Annotated in this window: 22 protein-coding genes and 1 tRNA gene; 19 read left to right on the top strand and 4 right to left on the bottom strand. The window is 38.1% G+C overall.

The genetic code is table 11. From position 1 onward, the window contains the following. Window positions 1-41: 41 nt before the first annotated feature. From AC0L7Q_RS11920 to AC0L7Q_RS11835, 18 genes are all read left to right on the top strand, one after another. The gene (locus AC0L7Q_RS11920; RefSeq protein WP_413400651.1) at window positions 42-851 is read left to right on the top strand and encodes a sulfite exporter TauE/SafE family protein; all 810 of its coding nucleotides are present in this window, start codon (window positions 42-44) and stop codon (window positions 849-851) included. Window positions 852-863: 12 nt separating this feature from the next. Then, complete coding sequence (lgt, locus tag AC0L7Q_RS11915; protein ID WP_055013228.1) at window positions 864-1,667, top strand: prolipoprotein diacylglyceryl transferase; 804 nt, start codon at window positions 864-866, stop codon at window positions 1,665-1,667. A gap of 13 nt (window positions 1,668-1,680) precedes the next feature. Continuing rightward, window positions 1,681-2,532, top strand: a complete 852-nt coding sequence (locus AC0L7Q_RS11910; RefSeq protein WP_413400650.1) for a thymidylate synthase — start codon at window positions 1,681-1,683, stop codon at window positions 2,530-2,532. Between the two features lie 17 nt (window positions 2,533-2,549). Further along, complete coding sequence (gene galU, locus AC0L7Q_RS11905; RefSeq protein ID WP_413400649.1) at window positions 2,550-3,428, top strand: UTP--glucose-1-phosphate uridylyltransferase GalU; 879 nt, start codon at window positions 2,550-2,552, stop codon at window positions 3,426-3,428. A gap of 275 nt (window positions 3,429-3,703) precedes the next feature. Then, window positions 3,704-4,261, top strand: coding sequence for a hypothetical protein (locus AC0L7Q_RS11900; RefSeq protein WP_418157307.1), 558 nt, complete (start codon window positions 3,704-3,706; stop codon window positions 4,259-4,261). Continuing rightward, on the top strand, window positions 4,242-4,499 hold the full coding sequence (locus AC0L7Q_RS11895) for an SPOR domain-containing protein (protein WP_418157306.1): 258 nt from the start codon (window positions 4,242-4,244) through the stop codon (window positions 4,497-4,499). Before AC0L7Q_RS11900 ends, AC0L7Q_RS11895 begins: the two co-directional genes overlap by 20 nt. A gap of 65 nt (window positions 4,500-4,564) precedes the next feature. After that, window positions 4,565-5,161, top strand: coding sequence for an SPOR domain-containing protein (locus AC0L7Q_RS11890; RefSeq protein WP_409423696.1), 597 nt, complete (start codon window positions 4,565-4,567; stop codon window positions 5,159-5,161). 136 nt (window positions 5,162-5,297) lie between these two features. Further along, window positions 5,298-5,888 carry a hypothetical protein gene (locus tag AC0L7Q_RS11885; protein ID WP_409423695.1) on the top strand — a complete coding sequence of 197 codons (591 nt, stop codon included), beginning with the start codon at window positions 5,298-5,300 and terminating at the stop codon, window positions 5,886-5,888. Window positions 5,889-5,927: 39 nt separating this feature from the next. Beyond that, the gene (locus AC0L7Q_RS11880) at window positions 5,928-6,377 is read left to right on the top strand and encodes a DUF4402 domain-containing protein (RefSeq protein WP_409423694.1); all 450 of its coding nucleotides are present in this window, start codon (window positions 5,928-5,930) and stop codon (window positions 6,375-6,377) included. Window positions 6,378-6,398: 21 nt separating this feature from the next. Then, the gene (locus AC0L7Q_RS11875; protein WP_409423693.1) at window positions 6,399-6,983 is read left to right on the top strand and encodes a fimbrial biogenesis chaperone; all 585 of its coding nucleotides are present in this window, start codon (window positions 6,399-6,401) and stop codon (window positions 6,981-6,983) included. A gap of 47 nt (window positions 6,984-7,030) precedes the next feature. Next, on the top strand, window positions 7,031-7,222 hold the full coding sequence (locus tag AC0L7Q_RS11870; RefSeq protein ID WP_409423692.1) for a hypothetical protein: 192 nt from the start codon (window positions 7,031-7,033) through the stop codon (window positions 7,220-7,222). 33 nt (window positions 7,223-7,255) lie between these two features. Continuing rightward, window positions 7,256-7,492: a hypothetical protein gene (locus tag AC0L7Q_RS11865; RefSeq protein ID WP_409423691.1), complete on the top strand. Its 237-nt coding sequence runs from the start codon at window positions 7,256-7,258 to the stop codon at window positions 7,490-7,492. Beyond that, complete coding sequence (locus tag AC0L7Q_RS11860; RefSeq protein ID WP_409423690.1) at window positions 7,489-10,215, top strand: hypothetical protein; 2,727 nt, start codon at window positions 7,489-7,491, stop codon at window positions 10,213-10,215. Before AC0L7Q_RS11865 ends, AC0L7Q_RS11860 begins: the two co-directional genes overlap by 4 nt. 18 nt (window positions 10,216-10,233) lie before the next feature. Further along, window positions 10,234-10,893, top strand: coding sequence for an SPOR domain-containing protein (locus AC0L7Q_RS11855; protein ID WP_409423689.1), 660 nt, complete (start codon window positions 10,234-10,236; stop codon window positions 10,891-10,893). A gap of 67 nt (window positions 10,894-10,960) precedes the next feature. After that, entirely contained in the window at window positions 10,961-11,554 is a 594-nt protein-coding gene (locus AC0L7Q_RS11850) for a FlgO family outer membrane protein (protein ID WP_409423688.1), read from the top strand. A 12-nt stretch (window positions 11,555-11,566) separates the two neighbouring features. After that, window positions 11,567-12,244 (top strand): FlgO family outer membrane protein, encoded by a 678-nt coding sequence (locus AC0L7Q_RS11845; protein ID WP_008466541.1) that lies wholly within the window; start codon window positions 11,567-11,569, stop codon window positions 12,242-12,244. Window positions 12,245-12,252: 8 nt separating this feature from the next. Continuing rightward, window positions 12,253-12,930, top strand: a complete 678-nt coding sequence (locus AC0L7Q_RS11840) for a FlgO family outer membrane protein (RefSeq protein ID WP_409423687.1) — start codon at window positions 12,253-12,255, stop codon at window positions 12,928-12,930. Window positions 12,931-13,004: 74 nt separating this feature from the next. Continuing rightward, window positions 13,005-13,079: transfer RNA gene (locus AC0L7Q_RS11835), tRNA-Arg, on the top strand. A gap of 86 nt (window positions 13,080-13,165) precedes the next feature. Here the strand turns inward: AC0L7Q_RS11835 and AC0L7Q_RS11830 are convergent. From AC0L7Q_RS11830 to AC0L7Q_RS11820, 3 genes are all read right to left on the bottom strand, one after another. Continuing rightward, complete coding sequence (locus tag AC0L7Q_RS11830; RefSeq protein WP_409423686.1) at window positions 13,166-13,528, bottom strand: hypothetical protein; 363 nt, start codon at window positions 13,526-13,528, stop codon at window positions 13,166-13,168. Between the two features lie 234 nt (window positions 13,529-13,762). After that, window positions 13,763-14,197, bottom strand: coding sequence for a Panacea domain-containing protein (locus tag AC0L7Q_RS11825; RefSeq protein ID WP_182759160.1), 435 nt, complete (start codon window positions 14,195-14,197; stop codon window positions 13,763-13,765). Window positions 14,198-14,563: 366 nt separating this feature from the next. Beyond that, a complete protein-coding gene (locus AC0L7Q_RS11820; protein ID WP_413400646.1) occupies window positions 14,564-14,839 on the bottom strand; it encodes a hypothetical protein in 276 nt (91 codons plus the stop codon). A 286-nt stretch (window positions 14,840-15,125) separates the two neighbouring features. Here AC0L7Q_RS11820 and AC0L7Q_RS11815 point away from each other — a divergent pair, with 286 nt between their 5' ends. Then, a complete protein-coding gene (locus AC0L7Q_RS11815; RefSeq protein ID WP_413400645.1) occupies window positions 15,126-15,716 on the top strand; it encodes a hypothetical protein in 591 nt (196 codons plus the stop codon). A gap of 111 nt (window positions 15,717-15,827) precedes the next feature. On the opposite strand, the gene AC0L7Q_RS11810 is transcribed toward AC0L7Q_RS11815, so the two are convergent. Beyond that, complete coding sequence (locus tag AC0L7Q_RS11810; RefSeq protein ID WP_409423683.1) at window positions 15,828-16,436, bottom strand: DUF4303 domain-containing protein; 609 nt, start codon at window positions 16,434-16,436, stop codon at window positions 15,828-15,830. Between the last annotated feature and the right edge of the window lie 112 nt (window positions 16,437-16,548).

Genomic DNA, 16,548 nt, shown 5'->3' with positions numbered 1-16,548 from the left:
CAATTAAAATATACATATAATTAAATGTATTAGAGATAACTATGTATGAACTAGGACTTCTAGTTGCAAGTTGTGCGCTGTTAGGTTGCATTGTTGGTTTTTTAGCAGGGCTATTAGGCATAGGTGGTGGTTTAATTATTGTGCCTGTGCTAAGTAGTTTGTTACTTAGTTTTGACGTGGCCGCTGCCGATCATGTGTTAGTTATCGCTATTGCAACATCTTTAGCCTCTATTTTATTTACTTCCACTTCTTCAGCGTTAGCTCATCATAAAAATGATAATGTGCCTTGGGAAATTGCTCCTTGGGTTATGTCGGGCGTGGCCGTTGGCGCATTGATTAGTGGCTTTGCTGCCAGCTTTATCCCTGAGAAAATGTTAAGAACGGTGTTTGCGGTCAGTGTGGTTTTTATTGCGATGAGAATGGTACTTTCTGCTCGAAATAAAGTGAGCGCAGAACACCCTTTACCTGCAGGTCCCGTACTGGGAAGTATTAGTGCGGTAATGGGCTCACTGTCTGGATTAATTGGCATTGGTGGCGGGGCATTACTTGTGCCTATGTTGCATTATTTTTCGGTTGATATTAAAAAGGCAATTGGTTGCGCTGCTGCATGTGGTATTGTAATTGCCTTTTTTGGCTCTATCGGTTACATCAGCGCTGGTTGGTATGTAACGGACTTAACGCATGGTTTTATGGGGTTTGTATATTTACCCGCTTTATTTGGGATTGTTGTTACCTCATGGTTTATAGCGCCTATTGGGGCTAAGGCAACACATTACTTACCTGTGAATACAATTAAGAAAGTTTTCGCGATGTTACTGGTTTTCATCGCTATTAAAATGGTTTTTAGCTAAAGGTTTATTTTTATGGCACTGGAGTTTCCTCAAATTGATCCAATAATATTTTCTGTTGGACCACTTAGCGTTCGTTGGTATGGGTTAATGTACTTAATTGGTTTTGCGTTTGCGATGTGGTTTGCTAATCGTCAAGCGAAGAAACCAGGGTCGGGTTGGACTAAAGACGAAGTCAGCGACTTACTCTTTTACGGCATGCTGGGCGTTATATTAGGTGGGCGTGTTGGATATGTTCTGTTTTATCAATTTAGTTACTTCATTGAAAACCCCTTGTATTTATTTAGAATCGATCAAGGTGGCATGTCTTTTCATGGCGGCACACTTGGGGTGATCACTGCGATTGCTATTTTTGCTTACAAGCGTAAAAAGTCGTTATTGCAAGTTGGTGATTTTGTAGCACCTTTAGTGCCTGTTGGTTTACTTGCTGGGCGTATAGGTAACTTTATTAACGGCGAATTATGGGGCCGTACTACCGATGTTCCTTGGGCAATGGTGTTTCCAACTGGAGGCCCGCTTGCACGCCACCCATCACAACTTTATGAAGCATTTTTTGAAGGGCTGGTATTGTTTGTCATATTATTGTGGTTTATAAAGCGTCCTCGTCCTGCGGGAAGTGTGTCGGGTTTGTTTTTACTAGGTTACGGCGTATTTAGGTTTGGTATTGAGTATTTTCGCCAACCAGATGCACAACTGGGGTTATTTGCCGACTTCATTTCAATGGGGCAAATCCTATCGTTACCTATGATCATTGGCGGGTTAGGCTTACTTATTTGGGCCTATAAACAACCACAATCGCAAACAGCGGCAAAAGTTTAAAAGAAGAAGTTAGATGAAACAATATTTAGAATTATGTCAGCGTATTGTTGACCAAGGACAGTGGGTTGAAAATAAACGCACCGGTACACGTTGTTTAACGGTTATAAACGCTGATTTAGAATACGATGTGGCGAATAATCAGTTTCCTATGATCACTACTCGAAAGAGCTATTACAAAGCGGCTATTGCTGAGTTGTTAGGGTATTTAAGAGGGTACGACAGTGCTGAGCAGTTTCGTAATATAGGCTGTAAAACATGGGATGCTAACGCCAATGAAAATAATGCCTGGCTTAATAACCTTAACCGTAAAGGTGAGGACGATATGGGGCGCGTTTACGGCGTTCAAGGTCGTGGCTGGCAACGCCCTGATGGTTCAACACTGGATCAACTGGCAAAGGTCATCAATAACTTAAAAAATGGCATAGATGATCGCGGTGAAATTATTACATTTTATAACCCCGGTGAGTTTGAACTTGGTTGCTTGCGCCCATGCATGCACACACATACCTTTTCATTATTGGGCGACACCCTGTATTTAACCTCATATCAACGCAGTTGTGATGTTCCATTGGGGCTTAATTTTAATCAAATTCAATGTTTTGTATTACTTGCATTAGTTGCCCAAATTACCGGCCATAAAGCGGGTAAGGCATATCATAAAATTACCAATGCTCATATTTATGAAAACCAGCTTGATTTAATGCGAGATGTGCAGTTAAAGCGTGAGCCATTTGCTTCTCCCCAATTAAAAATCAACCCAGAGATTAAATCACTCGAAGATATAGAAACATGGGTAACACGTGATGACTTTGAGGTGGTTGGCTATCAATGCCATGAAGCGATTCAGTACCCATTTTCAGTTTAAAAAATAAGGAGAGCATAATGAAAGCAGTGATCCCTGTAGCGGGCCTTGGAACACGAATGTTGCCGGCCACTAAAGCAATTCCAAAAGAAATGCTGCCAGTTGTAGATCGTCCACTTATTCAATACGTTGTTAGCGAAGCCGTTGCCGCTGGCATTAAAGAGATAGTGTTAGTAACGCATTCGAGTAAAAATTCAATTGAAAACCATTTCGATACTAGCTTTGAGCTTGAGGCAACGTTAGAGAAGCGTGTAAAGCGGCAATTACTTGCCGAAATACAGTCTATTTGCCCCAAAGACGTGACGATTATTCATGTGCGTCAAGGTGAGGCGAAAGGGTTAGGTCACGCTATTAACTGTGCTGCCCCTATTATAGGGGATGAACCTTTTGTAGTTATTTTACCCGACGTTATTATCGATGAAGTGGAAAGTGATTTAACAAAAGATAATTTAGCGGAAATGATCACTCGTTTTGAGCAAACTAAACACAGCCAAATTATGGTTGAACCAGTACCTAAAGATCAAGTAGATAAATTTGGTGTTGTTGATTTAGGTGATGTTGAGTTAAACCAAGGTGAGAGCTCACCCATTAAGAGCATGGTAGAAAAACCACCTATTGACGAGGCACCTTCAAACCTTGCTGTGGTTGGTCGTTACGTGTTGAGTAAAAATATTTGGCCATTATTAGCTAAAACACCACAAGGTGCAGGTGATGAGATTCAGCTGACTGATGCAATTGCGATGCTTATGCAAGATGAAAAAGTAGACGCTTATGCTATTAAAGGCCGAAGCCATGACTGTGGTAGTAAAGTTGGTTATTTGAAGGCGACGATAGAATTTGCTTTGCGCCGTGATGAATTTGCTGATGAGCTTAAAAACTTCATTAAAACATTAATTTAAATAAACTTATCATTATTCAAAGCGCCTACATGGCGCTTTTTTTGATTGTAAAATCGCTTTTACAGACATTTAATTATAACTATTTTTGCAGTTATACAGACAGATTTGGGTTTGTAATGTAATCTTTATGTTAACTAAAGTTGTTTTGTAGTTAACGTGCTTTATTAAGCCAATCGCAAATTGGCTCAATTTAGCGGTCGAAACTGTTGAAAGAGAAACAATCAATGTGTGAATACAGCGTAAAGTATCACCGATATTTAGCTATAGCTTTACTTATGTTAATAGGGAGTGGCTGTACGATATCGCCTGATAAAACCTCATTAAATGAAAGGTCTAAAGATTCACCCGAATATGTAACTATCACCGCAGTTGAACTTGCACAGCTAAAAGATGCCGCTTTGCAATGGCAACAAGCACGTTCTGGTATAGAGAGACTATTAAAGTTAGAACGTGAGCTTACATATTTAGTTGATAATTTAGATATTATTAACAGTAAAGCAATAGCGAAATCTAACCAAGCTGTTAGCAATCGCTATGCGCGTTCATCAATTAAGGCTAATACCTCGCCAGACCTCAGGCATGGTAATAACTACGCAAGCACGTCTGATAAAGTTGAGAGACCAAGGCAAAGATACAGCAGTCGCTATGCTAGCGTGCCTACAAAAATGATCGCCGCCTCTTCAAAAAGTTTCAGTAAGCGAACCGTTCGTTCGCCAGTGAAAGCGATTAGTTCTAGGATGAATAGAAAGGTAGCTTCTCAAATATCTAAGGTAACAAAAGTGGCAATGGTTGATACAAAAAAAGGTATTTGCTTTGCAGGTAGCGTCGCTTGATTCAGAAGAAAGTGTTGCTAAAGAGTGGAAGCACATTAACAAAAAAGCAGCGCCTTTGTTTAAGGATAAAATCACGACAAACATTGAAAAAGCAAAAGTTAATAACAAAACCTATTATCGATTAAAATTAGGTGAGTATTTTAACTTTAAAAGTGCTGAGGATGATTGTGAGGTATTTAAATTCTATAAAGTTGATTGCTTTGTGAGTAACTACACTGACAAACCAATTAGATTATAAATTATTTATTTGGCGCTTTTATTGCATAATAGTTAGAGCTAGTTTTTTGTAATAGGTGCTTTAAAGTGAAACTTCGTTTAATAATATTACTAATACCATTTGCATTAGCGGGTTGTAGCAACCAGCTAATGCCCGCCGACTCACAAAGCGACAAGCTTGTGCGTGAAAAAGATATAAAACCTTACCTAGAGCAATGGGATAACAACAAAGAGCAGATAGCGCGTTTAAGCACCATGGAAGAGGACTTATTATTACTGATTCAAGCTCTTTCTGCACAAACAGATATTGATACCGTACCTGAGCCGATGAAAGAGAAAGTAAAACGTGTTGAATATGGCTCTAAGCAATCTTTACAACTCTCATCAGAAACCATCTTAGCTGACAACAGTACCAGTACAAACAAGGTAATGTACGGTGTTCAAATTGGACGTTATTTAGTTTCTAATGGAGCCAAAAGACAAGTGGAGCGTCTAAAAGAGCAATATCCCCAATTGAGAAGTATTTTGCAATACCGTATTAATGAGCAACAAAAAGAATCAACTACGCTTTATAGTGTTGTAGCAGGCCCGCTAAAAAATCAACAGCAAGCAGCGCAATTGTGTTTGTTTTTTTATAAAATGGGTAATAAGTGTTCTTTAGCGGTATTTTCAGAGGATGTTTAAGGTTTTTTACGCTTATTTTTGCATCCTGTTATTATAAATAAAAATAAAGTAAATATTTTCTAACTTTTTAGTGATTTTGGCCGATACTTAACATAACCTGACTTACAGGTTTATACTTTATGTCTAAGGGAAAACTATGAACAAAATATTTACTAAAGCAGCATTGGCTGCATCAATAACTGTTCTTTCTTTCGGTGCGGCTGCAGAAACTGCTTCTTTTCAAGCGGGTGTTACAGTTCAAAACGCATTTACCTTTACGAATGATGCACCACTAAATTTTGGTACAATCAGGGCTTCTGGTGATTTAACGGGGACGGAGACTGCAACATTAGTATTAGCCGCAAACCCTGCTACTGCTCCTACAACGGCTTCTACAGATGCAACCGCAGCTGAAATTGCAATTTTAGTAGCAGGTACACCAGCTTCATTCTCAATTTCAGGCGTGTCTCCTTTTGGTACATTGACCATTACAAATCCGACTGAAACTGCGATTGCGCCTGATACAGCACCTGCGGGCACTGCTGCATTTACTTTGGGCACTCCAACGTATTATGTGTTAACTGGTGCGACGCCTAATAGTGCAGCTACAACGACCATTCAGGTTGATTCAGCTGGCGAAGCAACTTTTAATTTTGGTGCAACATTAACCACAACAGCGGTTGCTGCAACTAGTGATTATATCGATGGATCATATAGTGGCACGTTTACATTAGAATTAAATTACTAATAGGCAAAGCCTGCTTTATTTTATAAAGCAGGCTACTTTATGAAATTAATTTTACTCATACTTGCAGTTTTCTTAACTACGGATTTATACGCACAAGTTACACCGCTTGAGCAATTGAATTTTGGTAAAATTGTTATCAGTGATAATCAAAGTGTTAGCTCTATAACCTTGTTGCCCAGTAATACAAATACCTTAACCAATAAGATATATTTACTTGAAAAAGGCCATGCAGCTGAATTGTTGCTTGAAGGATACCCTGCACGTATCCAGGTAAACGTGAGTGACTTTGTAAGTGATCAGCCCCTAAATAACATTTTTGGTGGCGCGCCACTGATTTTAAATCAACTCATTTATAATGCGACCATTACAACCGATACCACAGGAACTGCTTTATTGAGAGTAGGGGGGCAATTAAGTACCTCAGGTGACGGAAATACTTATAAAGATGGTATCTTTGATACTACAATTGAAGTGACGCTAAATTATTAGACAACTAGAGATGTTGATAAAATGACAATAATAAAACCTTTTTTTATCTTAGTAAGCTTTATCTTAACTAGCTTCCATTCATATGCGAACTTACTTATTTCCCCAACAAGAGTAAATTTTGATGAACGTCAGCGTGTTGCTAAAGTCATTGTTGTTAATAACTCTAATGAAGCAAAAACTTATAGGTTGGAGTGGCAAGACAAAGTTGCACTAGCTGGTGGAGGGTATGCTAATTTAGCGGCTGATCAAGAAAGTTCATCTTCACTTAAAAGTATGGTTAGGATTAGCCCATCGCAAGTTAGATTAGCACCAGGAGAAAGGCAGATAGTCAAGCTTGCTATTCGAAAGCCAAAAGGTTTAATAGAACAGGAATACCGCTCTCACTTAGCATTTAAAGCACTCCCGAATGAAACTCAAATCCAGCAACAAAGACTTGGTATTAATTTGAAATTACTATTAAGTTACACTATCCCTGTTATTTTGCGAAAAGGCGCTGAAAAACCTAATGTTAATATTAGCAATTTACAGCTTATACACAGCCCAGAAAAAAAGCGCTTGAGATTGAAATTAAGCGAGAGGGGGGCTTTAGCTCTTTTGGCAAGTTAGAAGTTTTCTTTAAGCAAAAAGGAACGGATACAGAGAAAAAGATCGCCATGTTAAACGATTTTAGTATTTACCCTGAGCTAAAAACAACAACGGCGACGATACCAATTTTTGCAGATCAAAATATCCCGAAAAATGGCGAAGTTCGCGTCATTTATACAGGGCTTAAAGAATATCGCGATACTATTTTTAGTGAAAAGGTTGCGCCAATTAATAATGCAATTATCGGTAATTTGAAATAGGCGATGTATTACTTTAAGCGCTTAAAGTGGTTGTTGATCATTTTTTTATCAATTGATCCATTATTAGCAGCAGAGCCTGACACTCAGGCCATTCTTGCTAGCATAAAAAAAATAGATAAAAAATGGCAGCAATACAACACTGATCAAGCTGTAAGTGAAAGAACAGTGCCTGAGCTTAATGTGCAGCAAGGTGAGGGTATCCCCGAAGGGGAGTTATTATTTTTTTCATCGTTCGTGAAAAAAATTACCTGGGTGAAATGCTCGGGGTGAAAAGTAAAACCGGTGTATTAATAGATTTATTAAGTTTTTCAGAAAGCCTAGATTTTGCTATCGATATAAATAGCGATGACCTTATTGCTCAAGGCTGGTTTATTCGTGAAGATAATCAGTTTTATTTAGACTTAAATACAAATACAGTACAAATTAACGGCGCTAGATATTCATTTAACAGCCAACAAGCTTATGCTGATAACGGCGATATGTTTGTTGATAGTAACTTGTTAGCGCAGTGGTTTTCGTTAGATATTGATATTGAATATTCAGCACTTGAGCTATATGTAAGCTCCCCCACCAAATTACCTATAGAGTTAAAACGCGAAAGAGAGCAGCGAGAAACTGTAACTAATAGAGAATCTCGCCAAGCTATATTACCGTGGAAGGCCAGTCCATACAGTGCAATTTCATCTCCTCTTGCTGATGTGCAGCTTAGTGCAACCAAGAGTAATACGGATTCAGCGCTAGGGTACTCTGTATTAGGCTCAAACGACTTAGCCTATTTTAATGCTCAGTATTTTTTTGCAGGACGAAAGCAAGATTTACTGTCAGATTCAAGATTATCATTTAGCCGTCAAAGTAAAGATGCACGGTTATTAGGTCCTTTAAATGCGACAACTGTTCAATTTGGAGATGTATTAGCAACTCAAATCGGTAAACAATTTAATAGTAGTTACGCCAGAGGAATAAAAGTTGATAACAAACCACTTTTTAAACAGGTTAACAGTAATCAAATTAATTTAACGGGTGCTATTCAACCAGGGTGGGATGTTGAGTTATACCGTAATGATGTACTGCTAGCGCAGCAGTTTAGTTTAGCTGATGGGCGTTATTTATTTGAAGATATTGATTTATTGTTTGGCGCTAATAATTTTGAGCTGATTTTTTATGGCCCACAAGGGCAAGTAGAGCGAAAAACAGAGCAATATTTTATAGATGGAAATAGTTTGTCAGCAGATGAGTCGTTTTATGAGTTGTCAATTACTGAGCAAGGTGAACAGTTATTCAATCAGTCACTTTATTCGACACAAGGCAAAGGTTGGCAGCTAGCAGGTCGTTATGAAACGGGAATAACTGACTATTTATCGGTTTATGCTGGTACATCAATATTAAATAGTAATTCGGGTGATTATGTTAACAATTATGCTTTTGGTTCGAACCTAAGTATATTTGATAAAGTATTACTTAATCTAGATTATGAAAAAAATAATAACGATGAAGATAAGCTAGAGGTAGCTGCGAGAGGTGAGTTAATTGGTCAATCGGTACGGTTAAGCCTGTCTCAAAACAATGAAAAGATAATTGGTGATTCGCAGACAGCGAAAGTTGAAAGTTATCAATTATATACGGCAGGAAAGTTGTTTGATAAATCGTTTGGAAGCTTAAGCTATCAAAATACGCTCGCCTATAACAGCAGAGAATTTAGCGACTCATATTTAAGTGTTGATAATACCTTATCGTATAATTTAGGTGGTACCGTTGTTAGTAACAACTTAATTTGGCGAAAATTTGATTCTTTAGATGATGCAACAACACTTGGCAGTATGCGTCTTCAACATCGATTTGGTAAAACATACACTCGTTTTAGTGTTGACTACAGCGCAGACTCTGGTTCAACTATACTGGGTTACCAAGCAGAATTAAGCCGTAGTTTATCTCAGAACTTACAATCTGAATTCACACTAAGAAACTCTCGTATAAATGATTTAGTTTCTATGGAACTGGGTCTAAATTGGCAAAGCGATAGTTTTAGCTTAAATAGCACAATGAGTTACGACGATGATGATAATTGGCGGCTAGGTTTATTTAGTCGCTTTAGTATTGGTTTTGATACGAACACTGACGAGTACTTTTTAAGTAAAAGAAGCCTCGCAAACTCTGGCACTTTAATGGTTAGAGTTTTTCTTGATTCAAATAATAACAATATTCAAGATGACGGAGAAAAGGGAATTGAAGGCGTTAAGGTAAAAGGAGTTCAAAACTACCGCCGAGCTGTAACCAACGAAAATGGTTTAGCAATACTTAAAGGAATGCCAGCAAATAGAACCACCGACATAGTGATAGAGCCAGGTAGTATTAGTGAGCCTTTTTTAGTTGCCGCCAATGATGGCTTTTCTATTACACCGCGTGCCGGCTTTGTTGAATATATGGAAGTGCCGCTTAATAATAGCAGTGAATTAGAGGGAACTGTTTACAAACAAGATGAGCAAGGCAGCACTGAAGTACAGCCTTTTGCTACCGTAAAATTACTCGACAAACAAGGCAAGCAAGTGGCACAAACGCAGGCTGCTTATGATGGTTATTATTTGTTTACCGATTTACGCCCTGGCGAATATAAAGCGGTTATAGATGATGAATTTAAGCAACGTAAGTCTTTAAAAGATACGCAACAGGTGGTGGTTAAGTTACCAGCGCAAGGTGAAGTAGTAATGGGCGTTGACTTTGAGCTTAAAGAAAAAACAAAAACTCCAGCGTATATTGCTAATGCGGGTGGGTTTTCATCATTACCAATTATGAAAGCGTATTATCAATTAATTAAACGTCATTTAAATGAGCAATCAAAGCGTGATGCTTTTTATATTAAAGACGAAAAACAAAAACGGTATATTTTAGCCGTCGCTTATGCCGAGTCTGCGCAAGGGGAGCTTGAACAAGTATGTGCAGAATTAAAAGTAAAAGGCTTGAACTGCCAAGTCCAAGCACAACTTATTAGCCACTAATAACAATAAGGTTTAACCATGCAATATGCTAATTTATATAAACGCTACTCAATACTAATTGCCTGTATTGCTGCTCTTTTTATATCAGGATGCAGCACCACCAAAACTGCAGAATCTCCTCAGCCAATGCAAGCGAGTGCCAATCTTTCTGAGGAAGAGTTGGCGCAGCTAAAAGCATCGTCTCAGCAGTGGCAAGCAGCCAAAGCAGGTGTTGAACGTTTATTAGTGATTGAACAAGACTTAAAGTTATTAATAAGCCAATTAAATGTAGTGGCAAAACAAGGCTCTGCATCAACAAATACGCCTGCAGTATCAACAGCTAAAGCTTCGGCTGAAACGGTAGCACCCACAAAAGTTGCACAAAAAGCTAAAGTAGCAGCGAATACAGCTGATGAAAAACAAGCCGTTAAAGCCTTATTTGCCTTGCAAGTTGCAGCCGTTACCGACAAAGAGCGACTTAGCCAAAGTTTAAATCAAATAAAAGCCAGTGCATCTTCGTTATTTCAGGGCGAATTTGTGGCTAATGTAGAAACTATTAACGTGAGTGGCATGACTTATTACCGTTTAAAGCTTGGGGCTTATCAAAATCAAGCGAATGCCGCTGCCGATTGCGATAAACTTAAACAGCGCCAAATCAATTGCATTGTGAGCCATTACACCCAACAGCCATTAAAATAAATATGCATCTAGGGTATTAGGCATAATAATTGCTTTGTAACTATTATGTTTTTAGAGGATGGCAACTATGCGCCTTTTGTTACCCTTACTATTATTAAATTTAGCGGGCTGTAGCTTAACACCCCAGCCAAAGCCGAGTATAAGCACTGATGCGCCTAAAGCGGTCATGGCACCTTATACGCTTAACCAGTACGTAAATAGCTTGAGTGCCCAGCTTAGCCATATCAAAGAGCCTTTTAAAAGCACCGCTTCAATCGCGGTCAGCAGCTTTTATTTAGCCAATGCTTTGGATTCACTAATTGCTCAAGGGCAGGGAGCAGGGCTTAGTCAGCAAGTTCAAGAAAGCTTAATAACCCAATTTACTCAGTTAGGGTACAACACGGTTGAATATCGGCTTGAAAACCAGCTTAACTTATCAGCGAGCGCTGATTCAGTGTTAAGCCGCAGCACGAGTAACTTAAAGCAGCGTCAGATTATTGACTTTGTGATCACTGGTACTTTAACCCGTCAAGAACATGCTTATATTGTTAATGCTCGCATGGTAAATATGCAAACTAATCAGATTGTATCTGCCGCAAGTACTGAAATTCCCATCAATGTGATGTGGAGTAATGAAAAAATACAGCAGCGCGGTGACTATATTTACCGCAGTGAATATTAATTAGGAGCACACATGAAACGCCTACTATTAACTTTATGTTTGCCACTGGGCTTTGGTTGTTCACAAATGACAAACCATAGTGACACGCAAATTACCGACGATGCGCCTATGTTTTTTGAGCAACGCCCTGTAGCTGCACCAACAAATACAGATTCGCTTTATCAAAATAAAGCCGCAGTGATGAATAAAAACAAACAAGTAAATACACCAACCCGTAAAAATATTAATCACTATGTGCGTGGCATCATGCAAGACATGGCTGAAAACTTACAGTACGTAAATACTAAAACGCCATTGGCGGTATCAAGTTTTGTTTTTTTAGACCGTGACTACAACAATGCTGATTTAGTAGGTAACCAAATAGCAGAGAGCTTTATGCACGAACTGCATAACTTTGGTGTGCCGGTCATTGATTTTAAAACCACCGATTATATGCGTGTAACCCCTGGTGGCGATTTTGTTTTTAGCCGCGACTACTTAGAGCTTAACCAAGAACAAAACTTTAGTTACGTATTAGCTGGCACGCTAGTAAACCATCAAGGCGGCATATTAGTAAATGCACGTATTGTTGGTTTAGCAAGCAAAGCGGTTGTAGGCTCTGCACAGGGCTTTATTCCGCAATCAGTTATTGATGCGCTAAATAGTAGTAACAGTGCTGATGGCATTATGCTTAAACAAGCGAGTAAGTGAGATTTATCATGGCTAACTTAGCTAAGCGTTCAGCTTTAATTAGCATAAGTGCATTATCACTATTACTTTCAGGCTGTAATTTAATGGGCGAGTCGACCGCGACCAAGCCCGCCAAATCTGAGCCAGAGCAAACAGTGGTAAGCAATCTTGATTTTAACCAGATCATGGCGCAAATGCAGCAAAATGACGAGCAAGAACAATACGCCGATACAACGCAGTTTAACCCAAACAAGCACCATAAAAGCTTAGTTAACTACGTAGAGCAAATGGCACTTGATTTAACCGACACCATGCAAGTAGCCCCGCAAGATGCAGCGATTGCGGTTACGTCGTTCGTTGATTTAGACGCAAGTTTAACTACAGCAAGCCAGTTAGGTAATCAGTTATCAGAAACCTTCATACATCAGCTGCAAAAATTTGGTTATAGCGCGGTTGATTTTAAAACAGCCAATTTAATTACCGTTAACGAACAAGGCGACTTTGCGTTTACACGGAACACTCGCAAGCTTGCAGGTACGAATATAGCCAGCCATGTTTTATCGGGTACATTAATTTACCGTGCAGATGGGGTTGTTATTAACGCTCGCGTGATAAATATTGAAAATAAGCGCCTTGCAGCCAGCAGCCGAACATTTATACCGCTTTATGTATTAAATAAAGAAGATATATATTTATCAAGCAATTAACTTAATTTGATGCTTGATATAAAAAACCAGATGCCGTTATAATTTCCAAACACTTAATACTTAGCACCAAGCGTGGCCTCTTAGTTAAATGGATATAACGGCCCCCTCCTAAGGGGCAGTTGCAGGTTCGATTCCTGCAGGGGCTACCAATAAAATCAATGGGTTACAGTTTTATTTTGTTTTTAGTGTTTTTCTGTGTAGCACATATGTAGCTTGTTGATGTCTGTTATTCTATTTAATCTACGGAGTAAATTTGATGATTACGCTCATACCAAATCATATAGAAGTGGCCTTGGAGCTCTATCCCCCAAGCTCTTTTCTTATTACCAAGTCGAAACCTAAACAATGTATCAAATTGTTCTAAGTCTCGCTCTATCCAACGCTCTACGGCTTCATCACATAAATCACTGATATCATGGTCGTGATGCATTAAGTGCATTGTATCTGATGTCATAGCTTGGATTTCTTTCCAATCATGGCCTTCAAGAGAGTCTAAGCATTTAGCTATTTCGTTATTCCATTCATCACTGGCCCACCCTCTATCTTCACCCCATGACCATTGCTCATATTTATCAGCGGCTCTCGCGCACCATGTCATTTTTAGACCAAATCTAGAGCCAGATTGGTTTATAATTGGTTGTTTCGGAGTTTCTAATTCTGAGATATTTGCATCTAGTTTAGGGTACTTATCCAAATCGGGCAGAAATTGTATTTTAGGGATTTGTTCTGGGTTATTTTCGATAAAGTCAGCTCTGAATTTTACTGACTTTTCTTGACGTTTTTTTCCGAGCGTCTTTCCGAGCTTCCCTCTCTAGTTTCTTTATCATAATAGTTAAAGCGCAGAGTAATATTCTTCCATAGAGCCTTTAGATATAGCCTCATTTGATGAGTCCATTGCATTTAGTCCAGCACGAGCATCCTTCCAAGGAGATTCTTTATGTGTCAAATTACTTAACCATTGAGCACTTTTATCACCATAAAACTTAAGGACAGAGTCAATAGTGTCAATTTGATCTTCAGTTAAGTTTTTGGGATCACCTTTAGAAAAAGTATCACTTTTAACTTTAAACATACCTCTATGCTGTTCGTAAACTGTTCGAAGTACTGGACCATTAGCCCATGCTTCAAAGTCTTCTGAAAAGAGCTCTTCCTCATCCCAAACCAGCGACCACGCTTGACTATAGTAAACTAGTTTTTGCAATTTCATTGCAGAAATTTCACCTAACTCTTTTAATATGTATTTTACTACATCAAATTCATTTGCCATTTTTTACTTCTCCATTTTTCAGACATTTTAGTTGATAGAGGCTAATTTGTATATGATTGTGTTTATGAGGGAATGGGCGCATATAATGATTTGTAAACGAGTACTCAGGTTGGAGCGTTTTAAGTTGAATTTTATCCCTTAGTACAGTTATTTACAGAACTCCAAGTAAGAGCCTTTTTGCCATTCAGGCAAATGGTAAGTTAAAGGTAATTTTTGGCTTTGTAATGGTGTTTGATATGAGCTAAAGCTTAGCTTAGAGCTTTAGCTATTTGAAATGTTGTATTTAACTGTAATTTTATCTAAATGTTATAGCTTTAGCCCTTATTAAATAATACGGAGCTTTAGCTAATAAGTTTTAGCTTTAGGTTATGCTTTTTCTACCTTCCATGAATAGTGCCTTGTGATTATGGCTTTACCTGCGAACCACAGTCCTTTTACTTTAAGTATGAGTTCACCATCGTAATAGTTTTGCAAGCACTCGCCCGTTTCCTCTACTATGTTTAAATTGGTGTGTAATTTGATAGGTCTATCTTTTAGCTTTGTGTGTAAACCGCCCATAGCGAGTATGCAGCCTTTCCAATCACTGTTATCAGCAACAAAGCGAGCCTGTTCTAATAGGCTATCTTCTTTACCCTTAAACATAGAGCGTAACCGCCTTTCTCCTAACCATCTACTTATAGCGTAATGACGAATAATTTTTTTTAATGCGTCTAGCTTTTCGCTCTCGACTGGGCTACAAAGGATACACCTCCACTCAGAAAAATACACAGATACAATTATAAGTCATGGATTGGAGGTAGCTTAGGGATGATACAAACTGAAACAAAGCGTTGTTCACCAATAAACTTCGAAATGTAAAAGTTGCAATTAGGACTGGTACGTTGCCAAGTAAAATATTTGAGAAAATAGATAAGCAGTGGAAAGGCATATGAATGTATATCAATTAAGAAAGCCAACAAATGCTTACGATGTAATTAACCTTGATATAATGGAAATGTCAAAACAGATAGTTAAGAACTCGAATAAGCCTATGAGCGATAATATTATTCAAGTCGTTATGAATGATGTCCCTAAAGGAAAAGCTACATTATCTGAGCTATCTCCTAATGGTTTTGAATGTAAGCATGAGCCAAGGGCAAAAAAGCAAAACTATGACGTTAATTTATACGGTTCATTTTTAGTGCTGAATGAGTCTGCTTATGAGTGCTTAAATGCCTATTTAAGTGAATTTGGTGAGTTCATTGATTTAAAGACTAATGGTGATAACTTATATTTGTTCAATCCATTAATATTTGCTCAAGAGGATTTGAGACTAACAGAAAGAGCATACCTAGATGGCTTTGAAGATGGGTTAAAGTCACTTGCTTTTGATGATGAGGATATAAGCAATAAGCTTATTTTTAAATCGAAAATGCAATCAGGTCTGTCACTCTACTGCACTGACGATTTCAAAAAATTAGTTAACGATAATAATCTGACAGGGCTAGTTTTTAATACCGACTTACTCACATACTTCTAAACTATCTAGCACTAATACTTGAGCAGGTTCAGTTGTTCTAGCTCAAATTTGTGATGTTTTATGCTCTAATGGCAAGTGTCATTAGAGCATAATATGTGTTATCCATAGACATTATTGCAATTGTTGAATACGTTCATATTCATCCATTACTGACTTTTCTATCTCATTACGCTTATTAATCATAGTTCCGAAATCGCTTTGAATATACTTTAGAGCGGCGGGAGAGTTTATTCGCTTAATTCTTTCAAATTGAGTCGCTTCTTCTTCATCATAAGCAAGGATTGCGAGCGTAATTTTATTTCGGTCTATGCCTTTTGAAAATAAACCATCGCAGTCTAAACGAATTAAAACTCTTTCTAATACGTTTAACCATTGCTCCCATTGGTCATTTACTTGCTCACTAGAGGCTGTGTAGTCTATATCATCAAACTCATAACAGGCTTCTTCTGTATCATTAAAATATTCAGAGTGCATTTCAAGAGAGGGGAAATCAGAAACGTTCCATTTAGCTAATAAAAAATCATTTTCTTCATTGTTATATTCTTCTGCAAAGACTTTTTTTAAATCTGACAAAGTATTAAACATTGGCAGCAGGCTGTAGCTTCCTGTGAAGTAAAACCCAATAACATAAAGCTCGCTACCGTGGTCTTGAATAATTTTAGTGAATGCTAATTTTGATTCTTTATATAAGATATTTTCAAAGTTTTCTATTTTATTCATTAGAGTCTAATTCCGTTTAAAGCGATTATTTTTCCTTCTTCGCTTATATTAAACTTTATTTATAAATAAAAAAAGCGAGCTATCATTTAGCTCGCTCTATAAAATACTTTGC

The sequence above is a fragment of the Pseudoalteromonas sp. KJ63-1 genome (genome assembly GCF_055808145.1).
This window is presented reverse-complemented; position numbering and strand designations above follow the sequence as displayed.